This window comes from Pseudomonas soli (assembly GCF_900110655.1).
GTDB classification, from domain to species: domain Bacteria; phylum Pseudomonadota; class Gammaproteobacteria; order Pseudomonadales; family Pseudomonadaceae; genus Aquipseudomonas; species Aquipseudomonas soli.
In genome coordinates this window covers 124,599-145,617 of sequence record NZ_FOEQ01000013.1, presented here as the reverse complement: position 1 = coordinate 145,617, position 21,019 = coordinate 124,599, and the positions used below count along the sequence as shown (strand labels likewise).

The following is a 21,019-nucleotide window of genomic DNA, read 5'->3' as shown; positions in this document are numbered from 1 at the left end:
AGATCCGACATGCAAAAGATTCGTCGTGACGACGAGATCATCGTGATCGCCGGCAAAGACAAGGGTAAGCGCGGTAAGGTGCTGAAGGTTCTGGCTGATGACCGTCTGGTCATCGGTGGTGTGAACCTGGTCAAGCGTCATACCAAGCCTAACCCGATGGCGGGCGTTCAGGGCGGTATCGTCGAAAAAGAAGCGCCACTGCACGCTTCCAACGTTGCCATCTTCAACAGCGAAACCAACAAGGCTGACCGCGTTGGCTTCAAAGTAGAAGAAGGCAAGAAAATTCGTGTCTTCAAGTCGACCCAAAAAGCGGTTGATGCTTGAACACTGCTAGGTAGAAGACCATGGCACGACTGAAAGAGATTTACCGGAACGAAATCGCTCCCAAGCTTAAGGAAGAACTTAAGCTGTCGAACGTGATGGAAGTTCCGCGCGTTACCAAAATCACCCTGAACATGGGTCTGGGCGAAGCGATCGGCGACAAGAAAGTCATCGAGCACGCTGTTGCCGACCTGGAAAAGATCACCGGTCAAAAGCCGGTCGTGACTTTCGCTCGTAAATCCATCGCGGGCTTCAAAGTCCGTGAAGGCTGGCCGATCGGCGTCAAGGTGACCCTGCGTAGCGACAAGATGTACGAATTCCTGGACCGCCTGCTGGCGATCTCCCTGCCTCGGGTTCGCGACTTCCGCGGCCTGAATGCCAAGTCCTTCGATGGTCGTGGCAACTACAGCATGGGCGTGAAAGAGCAGATCATCTTCCCGGAAATCGACTACGACAAGATCGATGCTCTGCGCGGTTTGGACATCACCCTGACCACCACTGCTCGTTCGGACGACGAAGGCCGCGCTCTGCTGCGTGCTTTCAAGTTCCCGTTCCGCAACTGATTGGAGTAGGAAAATGGCCAAGAAGAGCATGAAAAACCGCGAGCTGAAGCGTCAGCTCACGGTAGCCAAGTACGCCAAAAAGCGTGCCGAGCTGAAAGCGACCATCGTCAACCTGAACGCCTCTCCAGAAGAGCGTTTCGCTGCCGTTGTCGCCCTGCAGAAGCAACCACGTGACGCCAGCGCTTCGCGCATGCGTAACCGTTGCCGCATCACCGGTCGTCCGCACGGCGTGTACCGCAAGTTCGGCCTCGGCCGTAACAAGCTGCGCGAAGCCGCCATGCGTGGTGACGTGCCAGGTCTGGTCAAGGCCAGCTGGTAATCCCGGTTGGCGTGACCACCGGTGGAAGGGGAGTGATCTTCCGACCGCCGGTGACCTCGCATTGAAACAAGCCCCTATATGGGGCTTGTTTCGTTTCTGCCTTGTGTCTAGAATGACCGGCTCACCTGAGCCCGGGTTTTTTGCCCTGCCTGCTCGGGTGGTTGTGATAGCCGCAAGGCTAATAATTCTTGTATCAGGAGCATCTAGCCCATGAGTATGCAGGACCCGTTAGCGGACATGCTAACTCGCATCCGTAATGCCCAGATGGCTGAAAAGTCTGTCGTAAGCATGCCTTCTTCTACCCTGAAGGTCGCGGTTGCCAAAGTACTGAAAGACGAAGGTTACATCGCCGGCTACGAAGTCAACGGCGAAGCCAAGCCTTCCCTGTCGATCGAACTCAAGTACTTCGAAGGCCGTCCGGTCATCGAGGAACTGAAGCGTACCAGCCGTCCTGGCCTGCGCCAGTACAAGGCCGTCTCTGAGCTGCCGAAAGTACGTGGCGGCCTGGGCGTGTCTATCGTCTCCACCAACAAAGGTGTGATGACTGACCGCGCTGCGCGCGCTGCCGGTGTCGGCGGCGAAGTTCTGTGCACAGTGTTCTAAGGGGAGATAGGCATGTCTCGCGTCGCTAAGAACCCCGTTAAGCTGCCAGCAGGCGTCGAAGTCAAATTCGCCGGTCAGCAGCTTTCGGTAAAGGGTGCCAAGGGCACTCTCGAACTGAACGTTCACTCGTCTGTTGAAGTTACCGAAGAAGCTGGTGAGCTGCGTTTCGTCGCTCGCAACGGTGACCAGCAAGCTCGCGCCATGGCCGGTACCACCCGCGCCCTGGTGAACAACATGGTCCACGGCGTAAGCCAAGGCTTCGAGCGCAAGCTCCAGCTGGTCGGTGTTGGTTACAAAGCTCAGGCCAAAGGCACCGTCCTGAACCTGGCTCTGGGCTTCTCGCACCCAGTGGATTACGAACTGCCAGCCGGTATCACCGCTGAAACCCCAAGCCAGACCGACATCCTGATCAAGGGTATCGACAAGCAGCTGGTGGGTCAGGTGGCCGCTGAAGTCCGCGGTTTCCGTCCGCCAGAGCCTTACAAGGGCAAGGGTGTGCGTTACGCGGACGAAGTAGTCCGTCGTAAAGAAGCCAAGAAGAAGTAGGGCCTAGCAAATGACCGACAAAAAAGTTATTCGACTGCGTCGCGCTCGCAAAGCACGCCTGAAAATGCACGAGCTCGAAGCCGTGCGTCTGTGCGTGTTCCGCTCCTCGCAGCACATCTATGCCCAGGTCATTTCGGCCGACGGCAGCAAGGTTCTGGCAAGCGCCTCGACCTTGGACAAAGAACTGCGTGATGGCGCCACTGGCAACATCGACGCGGCCACTAAGGTTGGCAAGCTGGTAGCTGAGCGCGCGAAAGCCGCCGGTGTATCTCAAGTTGCCTTTGACCGTTCCGGCTTCAAGTACCATGGCCGCGTCAAGGCGCTGGCTGATGCTGCTCGTGAAGGCGGGCTGGAGTTCTAAGTTATGGCAAATAACGATCAAAAGCGCGACGAAGGCTACATCGAGAAGCTGGTTCAAGTTAACCGCGTAGCCAAAACCGTTAAAGGCGGCCGTATCTTCACCTTCACCGCGCTGACCGTGGTAGGTGATGGCAAGGGTCGTGTTGGCTTTGGCCGTGGCAAATCGCGCGAAGTACCTGCCGCGATCCAGAAAGCCATGGAAGCTGCTCGTCGCAACATGATTCAGGTTGACCTGAAGGGCACCACCCTGCAGTACGCCACCAAGGCCGCCCACGGCGCCTCGAAGGTCTACATGCAGCCTGCCTCGGAAGGTACCGGTATCATCGCCGGTGGCGCAATGCGTGCCGTCCTGGAAGTTGCTGGCGTTCAGAACGTCCTGGCCAAGTGCTACGGTTCGACCAACCCGGTGAACGTGGTTCACGCCACCTTCAAGGGTCTGAAAGCCATGCAATCCCCTGAGTCCATTGCTGCCAAGCGCGGCAAGACTGTTGAGGAGATCATCTGATCATGGCAACCGTAAAAGTTACGCTGATCAAGAGCGTCTCGGGCCGTATCCCTAACCACAAACTGTGCGTGAAGGGTCTGGGTCTGCGTCGTATCGGTCACACTGTAGAAGTCCAGGATACTCCCGAGAACCGCGGGATGATCAACAAGGCTTACTACATGCTGAAGGTCGAGGGTTAATCGATGAAACTCAATGATCTGAGTCCAGCGCCGGGTTCCCGTCGCGAGAAGCACCGTCCGGGCCGTGGTATCGGTAGCGGTCTGGGTAAGACCGGTGGCCGTGGTCACAAAGGTCAGACCTCCCGTTCTGGTGGTTCCATCGCTCCAGGCTTCGAAGGCGGTCAACAGCCGCTGCACCGTCGCCTGCCGAAGTTCGGCTTCGTTTCCCTGAAAGCCATGGACCGCGCTGAAGTGCGTCTGTCCGAGCTGGCCAAGGTGGAAGGCGATCTGATCACCGTTCAGTCCCTGAAGGACGCAAACGTGATCGGCCAGCACGTACAGCGTGTGAAAATCATGCTGTCGGGCGAAGTCACTCGCGCAGTCACCCTCAAGGGTATCGCCGTCACCAAAGGTGCACGTGCGGCTATCGAAGCAGCTGGCGGCAAGTTCGAGGAATAAATGGCTAAGCAAGGTGCTCTCTCTTCGCTCGGTAAGGGCGGGATGTCGGAACTCTGGGCTCGTCTGCGTTTTCTGTTCATGGCGATCATCGTCTATCGGATTGGCGCGCACATCCCGGTACCAGGCATTAACCCGGACCGTCTCGCGGATCTGTTCCGGCAGAATGAGGGGACCATTCTTAGCTTGTTCAACATGTTTTCCGGCGGCGCGCTGGAGCGCATGAGCATCTTTGCACTGGGGATCATGCCGTACATCTCGGCATCGATCATCATGCAGCTCATGACCGCTGTCAGCCCGCAGCTGGAGCAGTTGAAGAAGGAAGGTGAAGCTGGCCGTCGCAAGATCAGCCAGTACACCCGCTACGGCACCGTTATCCTGGCGCTGGTCCAAGCCATTGGCATGTCCATTGGCCTGGCCAACCAGGGCGTGGCGTTTTCTGTTGGCCTCGGCTTCCATGTCGTCGCCGTCTCCACCTTCGTGGCGGGCGCGATGTTCATGATGTGGCTGGGCGAGCAGATCACCGAGCGCGGTGTGGGCAACGGTATCTCGATGTTGATCTTCGCAGGTATCGTTGCCGGTCTTCCGAGAGCAATCGGGCAGTCTTTCGAGTCTGCACGCACAGGCGATATCAACATCTTCGCCCTGGTCGCAATCGGTTTGCTGGCAGTAGCGATTATCGGCTTCGTGGTGTTCATCGAGCGTGGTCAGCGTCGTATCGCCGTTCACTACGCCAAGCGTCAGCAGGGCCGCAAGGTCTTCGCTGCGCAGACCAGCCACCTGCCGCTGAAAGTGAACATGGCGGGGGTAATCCCGGCCATTTTCGCGAGCAGCATCTTGCTGTTCCCGGCTTCGCTGGGTGCCTGGTTCGGTCAGTCTGAAGGTATGGGCTGGCTGCAGGACATCTCGCAGTCGATCGCTCCTGGTCAGCCGTTGAACATTCTGCTGTTTAGTGCAGGGATCATTTTCTTCTGCTTCTTCTACACAGCGTTGATGTTCAACCCGAAAGACGTAGCGGAAAACCTGAAGAAGTCCGGTGCCTTTATTCCGGGCATCCGTCCTGGTGAGCAGTCGGCGCGCTACATTGATGGCGTTCTGACCCGTTTGACCATGTTCGGTGCTCTTTACATGATGGCCGTGTGCCTTCTGCCCCAGTTCCTGGTGGTAGCAGCAAACGTGCCGTTCTACCTTGGCGGGACCTCGTTGCTGATTGTGGTAGTGGTTGTGATGGACTTCATGTCCCAAGTACAATCGCACCTCGTTTCGCACCAGTACGAATCCCTGATGAAGAAAGCCAACCTGAAAGGCTACGGCGGCAGCGGTCTGCTGCGCTGATTTAGCCCCTTAAGGTTCGAGGAGTCGGTAATGAAAGTTCGTGCATCGGTGAAAAAGCTGTGCCGCAACTGCAAGATCATTCGTCGCGAAGGTGTCGTGCGCGTGATCTGCAGCGCGGAACCGCGTCACAAGCAGCGCCAAGGCTGAGTGTGATCCGCGCTTCAAACCCAGCAGCTAGTGTGCTGCTGGGTTGATTATTCGTTTCTACAGCGATATTATCTCGCGCCCTATTTCTTGGCTTCCGGGGCGTAGGTAGCTGTCAATTGGAGTCCCACTGAATGGCCCGTATTGCAGGCGTCAACATTCCAGATAACAAGCATACTGTTATCTCGCTGACCTACATCTATGGTGTCGGTCGCACAACTGCACAGAAAATCTGTGCAGATGCTGGTGTAAACCCAGCCGCTAAGATCAAGGATCTGAGCGACGAGCAAATCGAAACCCTGCGTGGCGAAGTCGCGAAGTTCACCACCGAAGGTGACCTGCGCCGTGACATCAACATGAAGATCAAGCGCTTGATGGACCTGGGTTGCTACCGCGGCCTGCGTCATCGTAAAGGTCTGCCGGTTCGCGGTCAGCGCACCAAGACCAACGCACGCACCCGTAAGGGCCCGCGTAAGCCGATCCGCAAGTAATCGCCCAGGAATATAGACATGGCAAAACCTGCTGCTCGTCCTCGTAAAAAAATCAAAAAGACAGTGGTTGATGGCATCGCCCACATCCATGCGTCTTTCAACAACACCATCGTGACCATCACCGACCGTCAGGGCAACGCGCTGTCCTGGGCTACTTCCGGTGGTTCGGGTTTCCGTGGTTCGCGCAAATCCACCCCGTTCGCAGCACAGATCGCTGCTGAGCGTGCTGGTCAAGCTGCGCTGGAATACGGTCTGAAGAACCTCGACGTGAACGTCAAGGGTCCAGGTCCAGGTCGTGAGTCCGCCGTTCGTGCACTGAACAGCTGCGGCTACAAGATCGCCAGCATCACCGACGTGACGCCAATCCCGCATAACGGGTGCCGTCCGCCGAAGAAGCGTCGCGTGTAATCAGGAGACAGATAAATGGCACGTTACATTGGTCCAAAATGCAAACTGTCTCGCCGTGAAGGCACTGACCTGTTCCTGAAGAGCGGCGTTCGCGCTCTGGAATCGAAGTGCAACATCGAAGCAGCCCCAGGTATCCACGGCCAGCGCCGTGGCCGTCAGTCCGACTACGGTACCCAGCTGCGCGAGAAACAAAAAGTTCGTCGTATCTACGGTGTTCTGGAGCGTCAGTTCCGCGGTTACTACCAAGCTGCTGCCTCGAAAAAAGGCGCAACTGGTGAGAACCTGCTGCAACTGCTCGAGTGCCGTCTGGATAACGTCGTTTACCGTATGGGCTTCGGCTCGACTCGTTCCGAGTCCCGTCAGCTGGTTTCGCACAAAGCTATCAGCGTCAACGGTAAAACCGTAAACATTCCATCCTACCAAGTTCGTCCGGGTGACGTGGTCTCGGTTCGCGAGAAGTCGCTGAACCAGCTGCGCATTGTTCAAGCCCTTGAACTGTGCGCCCAGCGTGGCCGCGTTGAGTGGGTTGATGTGGATGCTGCTAAAAAGTCGGGCGTTTTCAAGAACGTTCCTGCTCGCAGCGACCTGTCCGCCGACATCAACGAAAACCTGATTGTCGAGCTCTACTCCAAGTAAGGGCTAGAAAATAGGTGCATCCATGCAGATTTCGGTAAATGAGTTTCTGACACCCCGTCACATCGACGTGCAGGTTGTCAGTCCAACCCGCGCCAAGATCACGCTCGAGCCTCTCGAGCGTGGCTTCGGCCATACCCTGGGCAACGCGCTGCGCCGCATCCTGTTGTCCTCCATGCCTGGCTGTGCAGTAGTCGAGGCCGAGATCGATGGCGTACTCCACGAGTACTCCGCGATCGAAGGTGTACAGGAAGACGTCATTGAAATCCTGTTGAACCTGAAAGGCCTGGCTATCAAACTGCACGGTCGTGACGAAGTTACGCTGACCTTGTCGAAAAAGGGTTCGGGGGTGGTTACCGCTGCCGATATTCAGCTGGATCACGATGTCGAGATCGTCAACCCCGATCACGTAATCGCGAACCTGGCGTCCAACGGCGCCCTGAACATGAAGCTCACTGTAGCTCGTGGTCGCGGTTACGAGCCGGCCGACTCCCGTCAGACCGACGAAGACGAAAGCCGCAGCATTGGCCGTCTCCAGCTGGACGCTTCGTTCAGCCCGGTGCGTCGTATCGCCTACGTGGTCGAGAACGCCCGTGTTGAGCAGCGTACCAACCTGGACAAGCTGGTCATCGATCTGGAAACCAACGGTACCCTGGATCCTGAAGAGGCCATCCGTCGTGCCGCGACCATCCTGCAACAGCAGCTGGCCGCGTTCGTCGACCTCAAAGGTGACAGCGAGCCGGTTGTGGTCGAGCAGGAAGACGAGATCGATCCGATCCTGCTGCGCCCGGTTGACGACCTGGAACTGACCGTACGTTCGGCCAACTGCCTCAAGGCGGAGAACATCTACTACATCGGCGACCTGATTCAGCGTACCGAAGTAGAGCTGTTGAAGACTCCTAACCTGGGCAAGAAGTCCCTGACTGAAATCAAGGACGTCCTGGCCTCCCGTGGTCTGTCTCTCGGCATGCGCCTCGACAACTGGCCGCCTGCAAGCCTTAAGAAAGACGACAAGGCGACTGCCTGATCGTCGTAATCACCGAACGTTGTGTTTGGTAAGGAATGAATCATGCGTCATCGTAAAAGTGGACGTCACCTGAGCCGTACCAGCTCTCACCGCAAAGCTATGTTCCAGAACATGGCTGTGTCGCTGATCGAGCACGAGCTGATCAAAACCACCCTGCCGAAAGCCAAGGAACTGCGCCGCGTTGCCGAGCCGCTGATCACCCTGGCCAAGGAAGACAGCGTTGCCAACCGTCGTCTGGCCTTCGACCGTACCCGTTCGAAGTCCGCCGTTGGCAAACTGTTCAACGACCTGGGCAAGCGCTACGCCACCCGTCAGGGCGGCTACCTGCGTATCCTGAAGTGCGGTTTCCGCGCTGGCGACAACGCGCCTATGGCGTACGTCGAGCTGGTTGATCGTCCGGTCGGTGGTGCTGTAGAAGCTGCCGAGTAAGACGTTCTGTCTGCTACAAGAAACCGGGCCTAGGCCCGGTTTTTTGTTGTCTGGTGAATTGTTATTTTCTATTGATGTAAGTCATCTAATGAATTTGTTCTTGTAACTTCGCTCGACAATACTCTCCTCAAGCCGATTAGCCGGCAATTCAAGACCGATCAGGAGAGCCCATGAGCAAGATTCTCACTACCGCCAGCGGTGCACCCGTAGCCGACAACCAGAACTCCCGTTCCGCAGGCCCCCGTGGCCCGCTGCTGCTCGACGATTTCCACCTGCTCGAGAAGCTTGCCCACTTCAACCGCGAGAACATCCCGGAGCGTCGCGTTCACGCCAAAGGCTCCGGCGCCTACGGTACCTTCACCGTCACTCGTGATATCACCGAGCTCACCAGTGCCAGGCTGTTCGAGGCTATCGGCAAGCAGACCGAGACGTTCCTGCGATTCTCCACCGTGGGTGGTGAGCGCGGCTCCGCGGACACCGAGCGAGACCCACGTGGTTTCGCGGTGAAGTTCTACACCGAGGAAGGTAACTGGGACATCGTCGGCAACAATACCCCGGTGTTTTTCATTCGTGATCCGCTGAAGTTCCCCGACTTCATCCACACCCAGAAGCGCCACCCACAGACCAACCTGAAGAACGCGCAAATGATGTGGGACTTCTGGTCGCATTCGCCCGAGGCACTGCACCAGGTCACCATCCTGTTCTCCGATCGCGGCATTCCCGATGGCTACCGCCACATGCACGGCTTCGGCAGCCACACCTACAGCCTGATCAACGCCCAGGGCGAGCGGAGCTGGGTCAAATGGCACTTCAAGACCCAGCAAGGCATCAAGAACCTGGCGCCGGCCGATGCCGCACGCCTGGCCGGGAGCGACCCGGACTACGCCCAGCGTGACCTGTTCGAGGCCATCGAGCGCGGCGATTTCCCGCGTTGGACCGTGTGCATCCAGGTGATGAGCGAGGCCGAGGCGGCCAGCCGCGACGAAAACCCGTTCGATGTGACCAAGACCTGGTCGCAGAAGGACTACCCGTTGATCGAAGTCGGTGTGCTGGAGCTCAACCGCAACCCGCTCAACTACTTCGCCGAGGTCGAGCAGGCGGCGTTCGGGCCCAGCAACATGATCCCCGGGGTTGGCCTGTCGCCAGACCGCATGCTGCAGGGCCGTGTGTTCGCCTATGCCGATGCGCATCGCTACCGCGTAGGCACCAACCACCAGCAACTGCCGGTCAATGCGCCGCGCTGCCCGGTGAACAGCTATCAGCGCGACGGCTCCATGGCCATCGGCGCATACGGCGGCGCTCCCAACTACGAGCCCAACAGCCATGCGAGCGCGCCGAAGCAACCTCCGCGGCATGCCGAGCCCGCTCTGGCGCTGAACGGCTCGGCGGATCGTTACGATCACCGTGAGGACAACGATTACTACAGCCATGCCGGGGCACTGTTCCGCCTGATGAGCGATGAACAAAAGGCGCTGTTGATCAACAACATCGCCGGGACCATGGCCGGTGTCAGCGACGATGTCATCCAGCGTCAGCTGCAGTACTTCTTCAAGGCTGATCCGGCCTATGGAGAAGGGATCGCGAAGGCGTTGGGTGTGAATCTCGCCTAAGTCGAAGTGATAAGAAGAACCGCCCTCATTTGGGCGGTTTTTCAATGAATATCACTACTGTTTAGCCGATTTTTTGCTTCTAATTGCGCGTTTTTCAGTGACCGCGAGCAAAACCTGGTTCACACTAGGCCCTATTGATGTATTCACACGGAGAAGCAGGGCGATGCAAGGTCACCCGGACGTAATCAACTATCTCGTCACGTTGCTGAAGGGCGAACTGGCAGCACGCGATCAGTATTTCATCCACTCGCGCATGTACGAAGACTGGGGCTTGACCAAGCTCTACGAGCGTATCAACCACGAGATGGAAGAAGAGACGCAGCACGCCGATGCCCTGATGCGCCGTATCCTCATGCTCGAAGGTACTCCGGACATGCGCGCCGACGACCTGGAAGTGGGCAGCACCGTGCCGGAAATGATCGAGGCCGACCTCAAGCTCGAGTACAAGGTACGTGCCGCGCTGTGCAAGGGCATCGAGCTGTGCGAACTGCACAAGGACTACATCAGCCGCGACATCCTGCGCGCGCAGCTGGCCGACACCGAAGAAGATCATACCTACTGGCTGGAGAAGCAGCAGGGTCTGATCAAGGCCATCGGCCTGGAGAACTATCTGCAGTCGCAGATGTAAGTTATCCACAGCCCTACGAAAAAGCCCCTGGCACCGATGGTACCAGGGGCTTTTTCATGTCGCCGGCGGCACTCAGGCCCGGTCACGCTCAAGCAGCGGCTTGAGGTAGTGGCCAGTGTACGACTGCTTCATCTTGCTCAGCTCCTCTGGGGTGCCACAGGCAATGATATGGCCGCCTTTGGACCCGCCTTCCGGCCCCAGGTCCACCAGCCAGTCGGCGGTCTTGATCACATCCAGATTGTGCTCGATCACCACCACGGTATTGCCGTGGTCACGCAGGCGGTGCAGTACATCCAGCAGTTGCTGGATGTCGGCGAAGTGCAGGCCAGTGGTGGGTTCGTCGAGGATGTACAGGGTCTTGCCAGTGTCGCGCTTGGACAGCTCGCGAGACAGCTTGACCCGCTGCGCTTCGCCGCCCGACAGCGTGGTCGCCGATTGCCCCAGCTTGATATACGACAGGCCCACATCCATCAGGGTCTGCAGCTTGCGCGCCAGGGCAGGTACTGCGTCGAAGAACTCGCGGGCATCCTCGATGGTCATTTCCAGCACTTCGTGGATGTTCTTGCCCTTGTACTTGATCTCCAGGGTCTCGCGGTTGTAACGCTTGCTCTTGCACACGTCGCACGGCACGTAGATGTCAGGCAGGAAGTGCATCTCGACCTTGATCAGGCCGTCGCCCTGGCAGGCCTCGCAGCGACCACCCTTGACGTTGAACGAGAAGCGCCCCGGACCGTATCCGCGCGAGCGCGATTCCGGCACGCCGGCGAACAGCTCGCGGATCGGCGTGAAGATGCCGGTGTATGTCGCGGGGTTCGACCGTGGCGTACGGCCGATCGGGCTTTGGTCGATATCGACCACCTTGTCCAGGTGCTGTAGGCCATCGACGCTGGCGTGCGGCGCCGCTTCCAGGCTGCTCGCGCCGTTGAGGGCGGTGGCGGCCAGGGGGAACAAGGTGTTGTTGATCAGCGTCGATTTGCCCGAGCCGGACACACCGGTCACGCAGGTCAGCAGGCCGATCGGCACTTCCAGGTCGACGTTCTGCAGGTTGTTGCCGCGCGCGCCCTTGAGTTTGAGCGACAGTTTCTTGTTGCGCGGGGTGCGCTTGGCCGGCACGACGATCTTCTTGCGCCCGGACAGGTATTTGCCGGTCAGCGAGTCGGGATGCGCCATCACCTCCTCGGGCGAGCCCTCGGCGACGATCTGCCCGCCATGCACACCAGCGCCCGGGCCGATGTCCACCACGTAGTCGGCCAGGCGGATGGCGTCCTCGTCGTGCTCGACCACGATCACCGTGTTACCGAGGTCGCGCAGGTGGTTGAGCGTCGCCAGCAAGCGGTCGTTATCGCGCTGGTGCAGGCCGATCGAGGGCTCGTCGAGGATGTACATCACGCCCACCAGGCCTGCGCCGATCTGGCTGGCCAGGCGGATGCGCTGGGCCTCGCCTCCAGACAGGGTATCGGCGCTGCGGTCGAGGGTGAGGTAGTCGAGGCCTACGTTGACCAGGAACTGCAGGCGCTCGCAGATCTCCTTGAGAATCTTCGCCGCGATCTCGCCACGCCGACCGGTGAGGGTCAGCGCGCCGAAGTAGTTGCTGGCTTCACCGATCGGCAGGTTGGTCACTGCCGGCAGGGTCTTCTCGCCCACCCAGACATGGCGCGCTTCGCGGCGCAGGCGGGTGCCGCGGCAATCAGGGCAGGGCTGGGTGCCGAGGAACTTGGCCAGCTCTTCACGCACGGTGGCCGACTCGGTCTCGCGATAGCGACGCTCAAGGTTCGGCACGATGCCTTCGAACGGGTGCGAGCGCTTGACGATGTCGCCACGGTCGTTGAGGTACTTGAAGTCGACACTTTGCTTGCCACTGCCGTTCAGGATGACCTTCTGGTGCTCGGCGGACAGCTCGCCGAATGGTTCTTCCAGGCTGAAGCCGTAATGCGCGGCCAGCGAGCCGAGCATCTGGAAGTAATAGACGTTGCGCCGGTCCCAACCGCGAATCGCGCCTTCGGCCAAGGTCAGCTCGGCGTTGACCAGGCGCTTGGTGTCGAAGAACTGCTTGACCCCCAGGCCATCGCAGGTCGGGCAGGCGCCAGCCGGGTTATTGAAGGAGAACAGCTTCGGCTCCAGCTCGCTGATCGCATGGCCGCACACCGGGCAGGCGAAGCGCGCCGAGAAGATCACTTCTTCGCCTTCCTCGTCGTCCATCGGCGCCACCAGGGCGATGCCGTCGGCCAGCTTGAGCGCGGTCTCGAAGGACTCGGCCAGGCGCTGCTGCAGGTCGGCGCGGACCTTGAAGCGGTCTACCACCACATCGATGCTGTGTTTCTTTTGTTTGTCGAGCTTGGGCAACTCGTCGAGCTCGTAGAGCTTGCCGTTGACCCGGGCGCGTACGAAACCCTGGGCGCGCAGCTCGTCGAACACCGCCAAGTGCTCACCCTTGCGCTCGCGGATCACCGGCGCCAACAGCATCAGCTTGCTGCCTTCGGGCTTTTCCAGCACCAGGTCGACCATCTGGCTGATCGTTTGCGCCTCAAGCGGGATGTCATGGTCCGGGCAGCGCGGGGTGCCGACGCGGGCATAGAGCAGGCGCAGGTAGTCGTAGATCTCGGTAATGGTGCCGACGGTCGAGCGCGGGTTGTGCGAGGTCGACTTCTGCTCGATGGAGATGGCCGGCGACAATCCTTCGATGGTGTCGACGTCGGGCTTTTCCATCATCGACAGGAACTGCCGGGCATAGGCCGACAGCGACTCGACATAGCGTCGCTGGCCTTCGGCGTAAAGCGTGTCGAACGCCAGCGAGGACTTGCCGGACCCGGACAGGCCGGTGATCACGATCAGTTTGTCCCGGGGCAGGGTCAGGTCGATGTTCTTCAGGTTGTGGGTACGCGCCCCACGGATCAGGATCTTGTCCACTACGGCCTCGCTCGGCGGGCATAAACAAAGCAGTATACGGCGCGCTGCCAGTACGCGGCAAAGCGTCGCGTATATGCCGTCAAGGCGTCGGACTGTTAGAATCGCCGCCGGTTCACACGAGGTTAATCCATGCACGACACCCACAACGAGCGCATGAGTGGCAGCGAAACCCGCGCCGCGAGCGGCCTGGCCCTGGTCTTTGCCTTTCGTATGCTGGGCATGTTCATGGTGCTGCCGGTGCTGGCCACCTACGGCATGGACCTGGCCGGCGCCACACCGGCCCTGATCGGCCTGGCCATCGGCGCCTATGGTCTGACGCAAGCGGTGCTGCAGATTCCGTTCGGGGTGGTTTCCGACCGCATCGGTCGCCGACCGGTGATCTATGTGGGGCTGGTGATCTTCGCCCTGGGCAGTGTGCTGGCGGCCCAGGCCGACTCGATCTGGGGCGTTATCGCCGGGCGCATCCTGCAGGGCGCGGGGGCGATTTCCGCGGCGGTCATGGCGCTGTTGTCCGACCTGACCCGCGAACAGCACCGGACCAAGGCCATGGCCATGATCGGCATGAGCATCGGCTTGTCGTTCGCCGTGGCGATGGTGGTCGGCCCGCTGTTGACCCGCGCCTTTGGTTTGTCAGGATTATTCCTGGCCACTGCAGGACTTGCCCTGGTCGGCATCGCGCTGATCGCCTTCGTCGTGCCCAGCTCGCACAGTGTGCTGAGCCATCGCGAGTCCGGTGTCGCCCGCCAGGCCCTCGGCCCGACCCTGCGCAATCCGGACCTTCTGCGCCTGGACATCAGTATTTTCGTGCTGCACGCCATCCTGATGGCCAGCTTCGTGGCGCTGCCCCTGGCCTTCGTCGAGCGAGGCGGGCTGCCCAAGGAGCAGCACTGGTGGGTGTACCTGACCGCGCTGCTGGTTTCATTTTTTGCAATGATCCCCTTCATCATCTACGGGGAAAAGAAGCGCAAGATGAAACGCGTGTTGCTCGGCGCGGTCAGTGTCCTGCTGCTGGTGGAGGTGTTCTTCTGGCAGTGGGCTGACAACTTGCGCGGACTGGTGATCGGCACCGTGGTATTCTTTACTGCATTCAACCTGCTGGAGGCATCCTTGCCTTCGCTGGTCAGCAAGGTGTCGCCTGCCGGCGGCAAGGGCACGGCGATGGGGGTGTACTCCACCAGCCAGTTCCTTGGCGCGGCACTGGGTGGCATCCTCGGTGGCTGGTTGTTCCAGCACGGTGGCTTGAGCATGGTGTTCCTCGGCTGCGCTGGCTTGTGCGCCTTCTGGCTGCTGACGGCGTTGCGCATGAACGAGCCGCCGTACGTGACCAGCCTGCGCATGCCGCTGACGCCGGAAGCGGTCCGGGAAGCCGGGCTGACCGAGCGCCTGATGGCCGTGCCGGGTGTGACCGACGCTGTGGTGGTGGCAGAAGAAGCCGCCATCTATATCAAACTGGATACGAAAATTTTGGACCGTGCGACCCTCGAGCGTCTGGTGAACCCAGCCTCTGCGGCGTGCGAAGCCTAGGAGAACGTTATGGCCCGTGGGGTTAACAAAGTCATTCTGGTCGGTACCTGCGGTCAGGATCCCGAAGTCCGCTACCTGCCCAACGGTAACGCCGTGACCAACCTGAGCCTGGCCACCAGCGAGCAGTGGACCGACAAGCAGTCGGGCCAGAAGGTCGAGCGCACCGAGTGGCACCGTGTCTCGCTGTTCGGCAAGGTCGCCGAAATCGCCGGCGAATACCTGCGCAAGGGTTCGCAGTGCTACATCGAGGGCAAGCTGCAGACCCGCGAGTGGGAAAAGGACGGCATCAAGCGCTACACCACCGAGATCATCGTCGACATCAACGGCACCATGCAGCTGCTCGGCGGTCGTCCGCAGGGCCAGCAGGGCGGTGGCGACCAGTACAACCAGGGTGGTGGCAACAACTACAACCAGGGCGGTCAGCAGCAACAGTACAACCAGGCTCCGCGTCAGCAGGCCCAGCGCCCGCAACAAGCGCCGCAGCGCCCAGCGCCGCAACAGCCGGCTCCGCAGCCTGCCGCTGACTTCGACAGCTTCGACGACGATATTCCGTTCTGATCCTTGCCTGTGGGCACTAGGTGCCACAGGTGAACGGAGCTGTGACAAGAAACCCGCTTCAGGCATGAAGCGGGTTTCTTTTTGCCTGTCAGCTTTCTTCGAGCGCCGCCTGGGCAAACTGTGCATCAAGCTCTGGTGTTGCTCCGCTGATGCCTATACCGCCGATATGCCTGCCGTTCGCATCCATGATTGGCAACCCGCCTTCCAGCAAAGTGAAACCGGGCAGCGAAGCGTAGGGATTGGCTGGCAATCCGGCGCTGCGTTCACCCAGTGAGCGGGATGAAAGTGGAAAGCGTGCAGATGTAGCGGCTTTGAGCTGCGCTACCTGGACACTACCGCTGCTGGTGCCGTCCATGCGGTGGAAATGCTTCAGATTGCCGTGGTTGTCGACGATGCTGATGACGATGGCGAAGCCCTGGGCACGGGCGGCGCGCTCGGCGGCGGCGGCCAGGCTTCGAGCCTTCTCGGCGCTAATGGGCGAAATGGCAGGGGTGTCGGGCCGGTTGGGTGGGGCCGCCAGTGTGGGCGTTACGTGCATCGGGAGGGCGAGCAAGAGCCCGACCATGAAGTGTTTCGTGTTCATTCATACGTGCCTCGTCCATGTGGATTCAGCAACCTAGCAAGCAAAAGCTGGCTTGAGATGTAGTCCGTTTCTGATCGCAATGTGGGATTGCATTACCTTTCCATGATCCATGTCACCCCACTTCCCAGATTCTTGACTAGGCTTAACAGTTGGCGGTCTCTGTCCACCGCCACCGTGAAGTCCCTGAGGCGCCGGCCAAGTCCTGTGCGCCCGAGAACCTGATCAGGAGTGCACGATGGACCTCAACCGTCGGCAATTCTTCAAGGTCGCCGCCGTCGGCCTTGGAGGCTCGAGCCTCGCGGCGTTGGGCATGGCCCCGACCCCCGCGTTCGCCGAGCAGGTGCGCCACTTCAAGCTGGCGCACACCAAAGAAACCCGTAACACCTGCCCCTACTGCTCGGTCGGCTGCGGCCTGATCATGTACAGCCAGGGTGACGCGGGCAAGAACGTCAAACAGAACATCATCCATATCGAGGGCGACGCGGACCATCCGGTCAACCGCGGCACCCTATGCCCGAAAGGCGCGGGCCTGCTGGACTTTATCCACAGCCCGAGCCGCCTGCAGTACCCCGAGGTGCGCAAGCCGGGCAGCAACGAGTGGACCCGCATCGAGTGGGACGAAGCCCTCGACCGCATCGCCGACCTGATGAAACAGGACCGCGACGCCAACTTCATCGAGAAGAACGCCCAAGGCCAGACGGTCAACCGCTGGCTCACCACCGGGTTCCTTGCTGCGTCCGCCGCTTCCAGCGAAGCGGGCTACCTGACGCACAAGGTGGTCCGTGCAACCGGCATGCTGGGGTTCGATAACCAGGCGCGTGTCTGACACGGCCCGACGGTGGCAAGTCTTGCCCCGACGTATGGCCGTGGCGCGATGACCAATCACTGGTCTGATATCGCCAACGCAAATCTGGTCCTGGTGATGGGCGGCAACGCCGCTGAAGCGCACCCGTGCGGCTTCAAGTGGGTGACCGAAGCCAAGGCGCACAACAAGGCGCGGCTGATCGTGGTCGATCCGCGGTTCACCCGTACTGCCTCGGTGGCCGATTACTACGCGCCGATCCGTACCGGCAGCGACATCGCCTTCATGGGCGGGCTGATCAACTACCTGCTGAGCAACGACAAGATCCAGCACGAGTACGTGCGCAACTACACCGATGTGTCGTTCATCGTCAAAGAGAGCTATGGCTTCGAGGACGGGCTGTTCAGCGGCTACGACGCGGCCAAGCGCGTGTATGCCGACAAGTCCGGCTGGGGCTATGAGCTGGGCGAGGACGGTTTTGCCAAGGTCGACCCGACCCTGCAGCACCCGCGTTGCGTGTACCAGTTGATGAAGCAGCACTACAGCCGCTACACGCCGGAGCTGGCGAGCATGACCTGCGGCATGCCCCAGGACCAGATGATGAAAGTCTGGGAAGAGATCGCCACCTGCTCGGTGCCGGGCAAGACCATGACGATCCTCTATGCCCTGGGCTGGACCCAGCACTCGATCGGCGCGCAGATCATCCGCAGCGCGGCGATGGTGCAGTTGCTGCTGGGCAACGTCGGCATGCCCGGCGGCGGGGTCAACGCCCTGCGCGGGCACTCCAACATCCAGGGCCTGACCGACCTGGGCCTGCTGTCGAACTCGCTGCCGGGCTACCTCACGCTGGCCGGCGACGCCGAGCAGGATTACGCCACCTACATCGACAAGCGCGCCTCCAAGCCGTTGCGCCCGGGGCAGCTGTCGTACTGGCAGAACTACGGCAAGTTCCACGTCAGCCTGATGAAGGCCTGGTACGGCGCCAATGCCACGGCGGAGAACAACTGGGGCTATGACTGGCTGCCCAAGCTCGACGTGCCGGCCTACGACGTGCTGCGCATGTTCGAGATGATGGGCCAGGGCAAGGTCAACGGCTACATGTGCCAGGGCTTCAACCCGATCGCCGCGTTGCCGGACAAGAACCGCGTCACCGCCGCGCTGGCCAAGCTCAAGTGGCTGGTGATCATGGACCCGCTGGCCACCGAAACCTCCGAGTTCTGGCGCAACGCCGGCCCGTTCAACGACGTCGACACGGCCAACATCCAGACCGAGGTGATCCGCCTGCCCACCACCTGCTTCGCCGAAGAGGACGGTTCGCTGGTCAACAGCAGCCGCTGGCTGCAGTGGCACTGGAAGGGCGCCGATGGGCCGGGCCAGACCCGTACCGACGTGCACATCATGAGCGAGCTGTTCCTGCGCCTGCGCAAGCGCTACCAGGCCGAGGGCGGCGCCTATCCGGACCCGCTGCTCAACATCAGCTGGCCGTACAAGGTCCCTGAGGAGCCTTCGCCGGAAGAACTGGCCAAGGAGATGAACGGCTGGGCGGTCAGCGATCTCACCGACGCCACCGGCGCCACGCTCAAGGCCGGGCAACAGCTCGCCGGATTCGCCCAGCTGAAGGACGATGGCAGCACCGCCTCCGGTTGCTGGATCTTTGCCGGCAGCTGGACCGAGCAGGGCAACCAGATGGCCCGTCGCGACAACAGCGACCCCTATGGCATGCACCAGGTGCAGAACTGGGCCTGGGCCTGGCCGGCCAACCGCCGCATCCTCTACAACCGCGCCTCCAGCGACCCGCAGGGCAAACCGTGGGATCCGGAGAAGAAGCGCCTGGTGTGGTGGAACGGCAAGGCCTGGACCGGCACCGACGTGCCCGACTTCAAGGTCGACTCGCCGCCGGAAGCGGGGATGAACCCATTCATCATGAACCCTGAGGGCGTGGCGCGTTTCTTCGCCATCGACAAGATGGCCGAAGGGCCGTTCCCCGAGCATTACGAACCGTTCGAGACGCCGATCGGCATCAACCCGCTGCACCCGCAGAACAAGAAGGCCACCAGCAACCCGGCCGGGCGCATCTTCGATTCGGTGTGGGACACCTTGGGCACCCACGACGAGTTCCCCCATGCGGCGACCACCTACCGGCTGACCGAGCACTTCCACTTCTGGAGCAAGCATTGCCGGCTCAACGCCATCGCCCAGCCCGAGCAGTTCGTCGAGATCGGCGAGGTGCTGGCGAACGAGAAGGGCATCAAGGCCGGCGACCGGGTGCGGGTGTCGAGCAAGCGCGGGCATATTGACGCGGTGGCGGTGGTGACCAAGCGGATCCGTCCGCTGCAGGTCAACAACCAGACCGTGCACCAGATCGGCATCCCGTTGCATTGGGGGTTCACCGGCGCCACGCGACACGGTTACCTGACCAACACCCTGGTGCCGTTCCTCGGTGATGGCAACACGCAGACGCCGGAGTCCAAGTCGTTCCTCGTCAAAGTGGAGAAACTCTGATGGCCAGCCAAGACATCATTGCCCGCTCGGCCACCACCACCGTGCCGCCTTCGGTACGCCAGCAGCAGGAAGTCGCCAAGCTGATCGACACCACCAAGTGCATCGGCTGCAAGGCCTGCCAGGTGGCGTGCTCGGAGTGGAACGAACTGCGTGACGAGGTCGGCCACAACCATGGCACCTACGACAACCCTCAGGACCTCAGTGCCGAAACCTGGACCTTGATGCGTTTCACCGAGCATGAGCGCGACGACGGCAACCTGGAGTGGCTGATCCGCAAGGATGGCTGCATGCACTGCGCCGATCCGGGTTGTCTGAAAGCGTGCCCGAGCCCGGGGGCGATCATCAAGCATGCCAACGGTATCGTCGACTTCAACCAGGACCACTGCATCGGTTGCGGCTACTGCATCACCGGCTGCCCGTTCAACATCCCGCGCATTTCGCAGAAGGATCACAAGGCGTACAAGTGCACCCTGTGTTCCGACCGCGTGAGCGTGGGCCTGGAGCCGGCCTGCGTGAAGACCTGCCCGACCGGGGCGATCGTCTTCGGCAGCAAGGAGGAGATGAAGGTGCACGCCGACGAGCGCATCGTCGACCTGAAGTCGCGGGGCTACGACAACGCCGGGCTGTATGACCCGGACGGTGTCGGCGGCACCCACGTGATGTACGTGCTGCACCATGCCGACACACCGCGGATCTACGCCGGCCTGCCGGACCAACCGGTGATCAGCCCGCTGGTCGGGTTGTGGAAGGGCTTCAGCAAGCCGTTGGCGCTGCTGGCCATGGGCGCGGCGGTGCTGGCTGGGTTCTTCCACTACGTACGTGTCGGCCCGCAGCGGGTCGAGGAAGACGAGCATCCGGCACCTGTGGATAACGATGTCCACCAGGTGGACCCGGCGGTGCATGTCTATGATCCGAACCGCCCGGGCGGGCAGGGGGAGCAGCGGCCATGAACGACAACAAGCCTATCCTGCGCTACAACGCCAACGAGCGGAGCAACCACTGGATCGTCGCGATCCTGTTCGTGCTGGCCGGCCTGTCGGGGCTGGCGCTGTTCCACCCGGCGCTGTTCTGGCTCAGCCACCTGTTCGGCGGCGGGCCGTGGACACGGATCCTCCACCCGTTCATCGGCGTGGCGATGTTCGTGTTCTTCCTTGGCCTGGTATTGCGCTTCTGGCGCGCCAACTTCATCACCGCCAACGACCGCCTGTGGCTGCGCCGCATCGACCGGGTGATGCTCAACAAGGAAGAGGGCGTGCCGCCGATCGGCAAGTACAACGCCGGGCAGAAGCTGCTGTTCTGGACGTTGCTGGCGTGCATGCTGGTACTGCTGGTCAGTGGCGTGGTGATCTGGCGCGCGTATTTCAGCCATTGGTTCGGCATCGACGTCATTCGCCTGTCGGCGCTGCTGCATGCCCTGGCGGCGTTCGTGCTGATCCTCAGCATCATCGTGCACATCTACGCCGGGATCTGGATCAAGGGCTCGATCGGCGCCATGCTGCATGGCTGGGTCAGCCGCGCCTGGGCACGCAAGCACCATGAACTTTGGTACCGGGAAGTCACCGGCGAAAAGACGCCGCACAACCACGGTAGAAAAGAAGGATGAGCGT

General features: G+C 60.8%; 25 protein-coding genes. 23 read left to right on the top strand and 2 right to left on the bottom strand.

What is annotated here, in order from left to right:
• Positions 1 to 9 precede the first annotated feature (9 nt).
• From rplX to bfr, 18 genes are all read left to right on the top strand, one after another.
• Complete coding sequence (gene rplX, locus BMY03_RS22695) at positions 10 to 324, top strand: 50S ribosomal protein L24 (protein WP_023629180.1); 315 nt, start codon at positions 10 to 12, stop codon at positions 322 to 324.
• Between the two features lie 20 nt (positions 325 to 344).
• Positions 345 to 884 (top strand): 50S ribosomal protein L5, encoded by a 540-nt coding sequence (rplE, locus tag BMY03_RS22690; RefSeq protein ID WP_003255474.1) that lies wholly within the window; start codon positions 345 to 347, stop codon positions 882 to 884.
• 13 nt (positions 885 to 897) lie between these two features.
• A complete protein-coding gene (rpsN, locus tag BMY03_RS22685; protein WP_023629181.1) occupies positions 898 to 1,203 on the top strand; it encodes a 30S ribosomal protein S14 in 306 nt (101 codons plus the stop codon).
• A gap of 210 nt (positions 1,204 to 1,413) precedes the next feature.
• Complete coding sequence (gene rpsH, locus BMY03_RS22680) at positions 1,414 to 1,806, top strand: 30S ribosomal protein S8 (protein ID WP_023629182.1); 393 nt, start codon at positions 1,414 to 1,416, stop codon at positions 1,804 to 1,806.
• 12 nt (positions 1,807 to 1,818) lie between these two features.
• Positions 1,819 to 2,352, top strand: coding sequence for a 50S ribosomal protein L6 (rplF, locus tag BMY03_RS22675; protein ID WP_038707244.1), 534 nt, complete (start codon positions 1,819 to 1,821; stop codon positions 2,350 to 2,352).
• 10 nt (positions 2,353 to 2,362) lie between these two features.
• Positions 2,363 to 2,713 carry a 50S ribosomal protein L18 gene (gene rplR / locus BMY03_RS22670; RefSeq protein WP_023629183.1) on the top strand — a complete coding sequence of 117 codons (351 nt, stop codon included), beginning with the start codon at positions 2,363 to 2,365 and terminating at the stop codon, positions 2,711 to 2,713.
• Between the two features lie 3 nt (positions 2,714 to 2,716).
• Positions 2,717 to 3,217, top strand: coding sequence for a 30S ribosomal protein S5 (gene rpsE, locus BMY03_RS22665; RefSeq protein WP_023629184.1), 501 nt, complete (start codon positions 2,717 to 2,719; stop codon positions 3,215 to 3,217).
• Positions 3,218 to 3,219: 2 nt separating this feature from the next.
• Positions 3,220 to 3,396 carry a 50S ribosomal protein L30 gene (gene rpmD, locus BMY03_RS22660; RefSeq protein ID WP_011531895.1) on the top strand — a complete coding sequence of 59 codons (177 nt, stop codon included), beginning with the start codon at positions 3,220 to 3,222 and terminating at the stop codon, positions 3,394 to 3,396.
• A 3-nt stretch (positions 3,397 to 3,399) separates the two neighbouring features.
• Entirely contained in the window at positions 3,400 to 3,834 is a 435-nt protein-coding gene (gene rplO / locus BMY03_RS22655; RefSeq protein ID WP_011531896.1) for a 50S ribosomal protein L15, read from the top strand.
• A complete protein-coding gene (gene secY, locus BMY03_RS22650; protein ID WP_003257108.1) occupies positions 3,835 to 5,166 on the top strand; it encodes a preprotein translocase subunit SecY in 1,332 nt (443 codons plus the stop codon).
• 30 nt (positions 5,167 to 5,196) lie between these two features.
• Complete coding sequence (gene rpmJ / locus BMY03_RS22645) at positions 5,197 to 5,313, top strand: 50S ribosomal protein L36 (protein ID WP_002555468.1); 117 nt, start codon at positions 5,197 to 5,199, stop codon at positions 5,311 to 5,313.
• A 131-nt stretch (positions 5,314 to 5,444) separates the two neighbouring features.
• Complete coding sequence (gene rpsM, locus BMY03_RS22640) at positions 5,445 to 5,801, top strand: 30S ribosomal protein S13 (protein ID WP_003255457.1); 357 nt, start codon at positions 5,445 to 5,447, stop codon at positions 5,799 to 5,801.
• An 18-nt stretch (positions 5,802 to 5,819) separates the two neighbouring features.
• Complete coding sequence (gene rpsK, locus BMY03_RS22635) at positions 5,820 to 6,209, top strand: 30S ribosomal protein S11 (RefSeq protein ID WP_012270237.1); 390 nt, start codon at positions 5,820 to 5,822, stop codon at positions 6,207 to 6,209.
• 15 nt (positions 6,210 to 6,224) lie between these two features.
• A complete protein-coding gene (rpsD, locus tag BMY03_RS22630; RefSeq protein ID WP_023629185.1) occupies positions 6,225 to 6,845 on the top strand; it encodes a 30S ribosomal protein S4 in 621 nt (206 codons plus the stop codon).
• Positions 6,846 to 6,867: 22 nt separating this feature from the next.
• A complete protein-coding gene (locus BMY03_RS22625) occupies positions 6,868 to 7,869 on the top strand; it encodes a DNA-directed RNA polymerase subunit alpha (RefSeq protein WP_003255452.1) in 1,002 nt (333 codons plus the stop codon).
• A gap of 42 nt (positions 7,870 to 7,911) precedes the next feature.
• The gene (gene rplQ, locus BMY03_RS22620) at positions 7,912 to 8,298 is read left to right on the top strand and encodes a 50S ribosomal protein L17 (RefSeq protein WP_003255451.1); all 387 of its coding nucleotides are present in this window, start codon (positions 7,912 to 7,914) and stop codon (positions 8,296 to 8,298) included.
• 170 nt (positions 8,299 to 8,468) lie between these two features.
• Positions 8,469 to 9,908, top strand: a complete 1,440-nt coding sequence (locus BMY03_RS22615) for a catalase (RefSeq protein WP_094012324.1) — start codon at positions 8,469 to 8,471, stop codon at positions 9,906 to 9,908.
• Between the two features lie 163 nt (positions 9,909 to 10,071).
• Entirely contained in the window at positions 10,072 to 10,536 is a 465-nt protein-coding gene (gene bfr, locus BMY03_RS22610) for a bacterioferritin (protein WP_028690240.1), read from the top strand.
• Positions 10,537 to 10,608: 72 nt separating this feature from the next.
• Here bfr and uvrA read toward each other — a convergent pair whose 3' ends face one another.
• Positions 10,609 to 13,443: an excinuclease ABC subunit UvrA gene (gene uvrA, locus BMY03_RS22605; protein ID WP_177182944.1), complete on the bottom strand. Its 2,835-nt coding sequence runs from the start codon at positions 13,441 to 13,443 to the stop codon at positions 10,609 to 10,611.
• A 129-nt stretch (positions 13,444 to 13,572) separates the two neighbouring features.
• On the opposite strand from uvrA, the gene BMY03_RS22600 reads away from it, so the two are divergent.
• Positions 13,573 to 14,967 (top strand): MFS transporter, encoded by a 1,395-nt coding sequence (locus BMY03_RS22600; RefSeq protein ID WP_023629919.1) that lies wholly within the window; start codon positions 13,573 to 13,575, stop codon positions 14,965 to 14,967.
• Between the two features lie 9 nt (positions 14,968 to 14,976).
• The gene (locus BMY03_RS22595) at positions 14,977 to 15,525 is read left to right on the top strand and encodes a single-stranded DNA-binding protein (RefSeq protein WP_023629920.1); all 549 of its coding nucleotides are present in this window, start codon (positions 14,977 to 14,979) and stop codon (positions 15,523 to 15,525) included.
• Between the two features lie 88 nt (positions 15,526 to 15,613).
• On the opposite strand, the gene BMY03_RS22590 is transcribed toward BMY03_RS22595, so the two are convergent.
• On the bottom strand, positions 15,614 to 16,108 hold the full coding sequence (locus tag BMY03_RS22590; protein WP_232888212.1) for a GlcG/HbpS family heme-binding protein: 495 nt from the start codon (positions 16,106 to 16,108) through the stop codon (positions 15,614 to 15,616).
• A 235-nt stretch (positions 16,109 to 16,343) separates the two neighbouring features.
• On the opposite strand from BMY03_RS22590, the gene fdnG reads away from it, so the two are divergent.
• Genes fdnG through BMY03_RS22570 form a run of 3 tightly spaced genes read left to right on the top strand, consistent with a single transcriptional unit; the run spans position 16,344 to position 21,015 of the window.
• On the top strand, positions 16,344 to 19,412 hold the full coding sequence (gene fdnG, locus BMY03_RS22580; RefSeq protein WP_143067575.1) for a formate dehydrogenase-N subunit alpha: 3,069 nt from the start codon (positions 16,344 to 16,346) through the stop codon (positions 19,410 to 19,412).
• The gene (fdxH, locus tag BMY03_RS22575) at positions 19,412 to 20,362 is read left to right on the top strand and encodes a formate dehydrogenase subunit beta (protein WP_038707246.1); all 951 of its coding nucleotides are present in this window, start codon (positions 19,412 to 19,414) and stop codon (positions 20,360 to 20,362) included. The genes fdnG and fdxH overlap by 1 nt, the downstream gene beginning before the upstream one ends.
• Positions 20,359 to 21,015, top strand: coding sequence for a formate dehydrogenase subunit gamma (locus tag BMY03_RS22570; RefSeq protein WP_094012322.1), 657 nt, complete (start codon positions 20,359 to 20,361; stop codon positions 21,013 to 21,015). The genes fdxH and BMY03_RS22570 overlap by 4 nt, the downstream gene beginning before the upstream one ends.
• Positions 21,016 to 21,019: the final 4 nt, after the last annotated feature.